We start from the raw sequence: 2580 nt of genomic DNA on the forward strand, positions 1-2580 counted from the left end.
GTAAGCGACTCGGCACGGCCGTTTCACAGTACTGAATTTCTCGATGCATGATGGGCGCGTTCAGATTGACGGAGACAGTCAGCTATGTCGAACGCAGCGGGCCGTACGCATCCCCGTCGCACGTATGCGCAGGAATTCAAGCAGCAGGTGATCAGGGAGACATTGGAACGCGGCATGTCGGTGTCGATTGTTGCGCGACGGCACGACATCAACGCCAATGTGGTGTTCGGATGGCGCAAGCAATACCGTGAAGGTAAGCTGGCCGTCCCTGCACTCGAAGCCGCGCCGGGCGTGCCCAGCATGAATCTGCTGAGCGTCGAGGTGATCGACTCGGCATCGGTACTGCAGCCGCCGGAGCCGGCAATGGCGTCGCAAGCGCCGAGCGGCGTACCGATGCCGACCCCCGTGTGCGAAATCGAGGTGGAGATTGGCAAACGGCGTGTGAGGATTCGCGGCCTGTCTGCCGAGCGCGCTGAAGCGTTCCTGCAGGATTGCCTGAAGTGATCGCGCTGCCGGCAGGTACGCGCGTTTGGCTCGTGGCCGGCGTGACCGATATGCGCTGCGGCTTCCAAGGGCTGGCCGCGAAAGTGCAGACAGCGCTCGAAGAGAATCCGCTGGGTGGCAACGTATTCATCTTCCGCGGCCGCCGCGGCGATCTCGTGAAGCTGCTTTGGGCGACCGACGATGGCCTTTGGCTGCTCGCAAAACGATTGGAGCGAGGCCGGTTTATCTGGCCACAGGCCGACGGTGGAAAGATCCATCTGACGAGCGCACAGCTGTCGATGCTCCTCGAAGGCATCGACTGGCGACACCCGCAACGCACCGCTGCTCTGTCGATGTTGTAAACGACATCGAAGGCTCGTAAACTGCGGCGCATGTCCAGAGATGCGCCGCTTCCCACCACCGTCGCTGAGCTCCAAGCTTTGGTGCTTGAGCAGCAGGCGTCGATCGAGAACATGGTGCGGGAGATTGCCGCAAGGGACGACGAAATCGAACGCCTGAAGGCGCAGATCGACAAGCTCAGACGGATGTACTTCGGGAGCAAGTCTGAGAAACTGGCCCGGCAGATCGATAAACTGGAGGCGCAGCTGGAAGACCTGACGGCCGGTCAGGGCGCGGCCGAGACGCGAGGACACCGAGACAAGACGTCGACGGCGCCGCCCGGTCGAGCGCCCACGCGAGAGCCGCTGCCGCCGCACTTGCCACGCGATGAAATCGAACTCACACCGAATCCGGCTTGCCCCAAGTGTGCGACAACGATGCAGCGACTCGGCGAGGATGTCTCCGAGCAGCTCGCGCGCGTGGCGGCTGCGTTCAAAGTGATCCGCACGATCCGTCACAAGCTGTGCTGTCCTGACTGCGGCCACATCGAACAGCCCGCGATGCCCAGCCTGCCGATCGAGCACAGCATCGCGCATCCGAGCCTGCTGGCCGACATTGCGGTATCGAAGTTCGCCGATCACCAACCGCTGTATCGCCAATCTGAGATTGCGGCACGCGACGGCGTGACGCTGGATCGCGCCAGCATGGGCCGCTGGATCGGGCAGATCGCCGAGCTCTGCGGGCCGCTTGTGGAAGCAATCCAGCGCTACGTGCTGGTCGCCGGCAAAGTACACGTCGACGACACACCGGTTGCGGTGCTCGCGCCAGGCAACGGAAAGACGGTGACCGGTCGCTTCTGGGTCTACGTACGTGACGATCACCGCTCGGGCTCGAGTGAGCCGGCTGCGGTATGGTTCGACTTCTCGTCGAATCGCAAAGGCGTACATCCTCAGACCCGGCTCGCCGCATTCCGCGGGACCCTGCAGGCCGATGCTTACGCGGGTTTCGATCAATTGTATGCGAGCGGCGAGATCCACGAAGCGGCATGCTGGGACCACGCGAGGAGGTATATCTATGATGTTCACGCGCGCACACCGACTCCAGATACCCAGCAACTGCTCGAGATGATCGGCGAGCTCTACAGTATCGAAGCCGACATCCGCGGCAAGGCGCCTGACGAGCGTCTGCGCTTGAGGCAGGAAAAGACCAGGCCGTTGCTCACGAAGTTCGAAGCGACGATTAGGGCGAAACTCGCGACACTTTCGACGAAGTCCGCGCTCGCCAAAGCAATCAACTACTCGCTGAACCACTGGGCGGCGCTCGTGTTCTACTGCGAGGACGGTCGAGTCGAGATCAGCAACGTGCTTGCCGAGAACGCGCTGCGCTGTGTCGCACTCGGACGCAAGAACTATCTGTTCGTCGGCTCCGACAGCGGGGGCGAGCGGGCCGCCGCGATGTATAGCTTGATCGGGTCGGCAAAGCTCAACGGGATCAATCCGCGCGCCTACCTGGAATACGTCCTGACCCATATCGCTGACCACAAGATCTCACGCATCGACGACTTGCTGCCCTGGAACGTGGCGGACAAACTGAAGCCGGCCACTCCACCTACGCCTTAACCGGATAGATCTGGATAGATTTGGATGGATCATGTCCACGATTGCCGATCATGGACACGATCCCCCGTCGTGATCCATATGAATTCCATCATGCCTCACGCGCGCACGAATGAGGAACTGGCCCAGCCGAGTCGCTTAC

The 2580-nt window shown here is 61.7% G+C and carries 3 protein-coding genes; all 3 read left to right on the forward strand.

Annotated elements, in window-relative coordinates; translation table 11 throughout:
- The first annotated feature begins 84 nt into the window (after positions 1-84).
- From tnpA to tnpC, 3 genes are read left to right on the forward strand one after another with little or no spacing between them, the layout of a single operon-like run.
- On the forward strand, positions 85-504 hold the full coding sequence (gene tnpA / locus AWB65_RS38000; RefSeq protein ID WP_087671226.1) for an IS66-like element accessory protein TnpA: 420 nt from the start codon (positions 85-87) through the stop codon (positions 502-504).
- A complete protein-coding gene (gene tnpB / locus AWB65_RS34595; protein ID WP_027803720.1) occupies positions 501-845 on the forward strand; it encodes an IS66 family insertion sequence element accessory protein TnpB in 345 nt (114 codons plus the stop codon). The genes tnpA and tnpB overlap by 4 nt, the downstream gene beginning before the upstream one ends.
- A gap of 30 nt (positions 846-875) precedes the next feature.
- On the forward strand, positions 876-2441 hold the full coding sequence (gene tnpC, locus AWB65_RS34600; protein WP_087671227.1) for an IS66 family transposase: 1566 nt from the start codon (positions 876-878) through the stop codon (positions 2439-2441).
- Positions 2442-2580: the final 139 nt, after the last annotated feature.

Source organism: Caballeronia humi (assembly GCF_001544475.1).
In the GTDB taxonomy this organism is placed as follows: Bacteria; Pseudomonadota; Gammaproteobacteria; order Burkholderiales; family Burkholderiaceae; genus Caballeronia; species Caballeronia humi.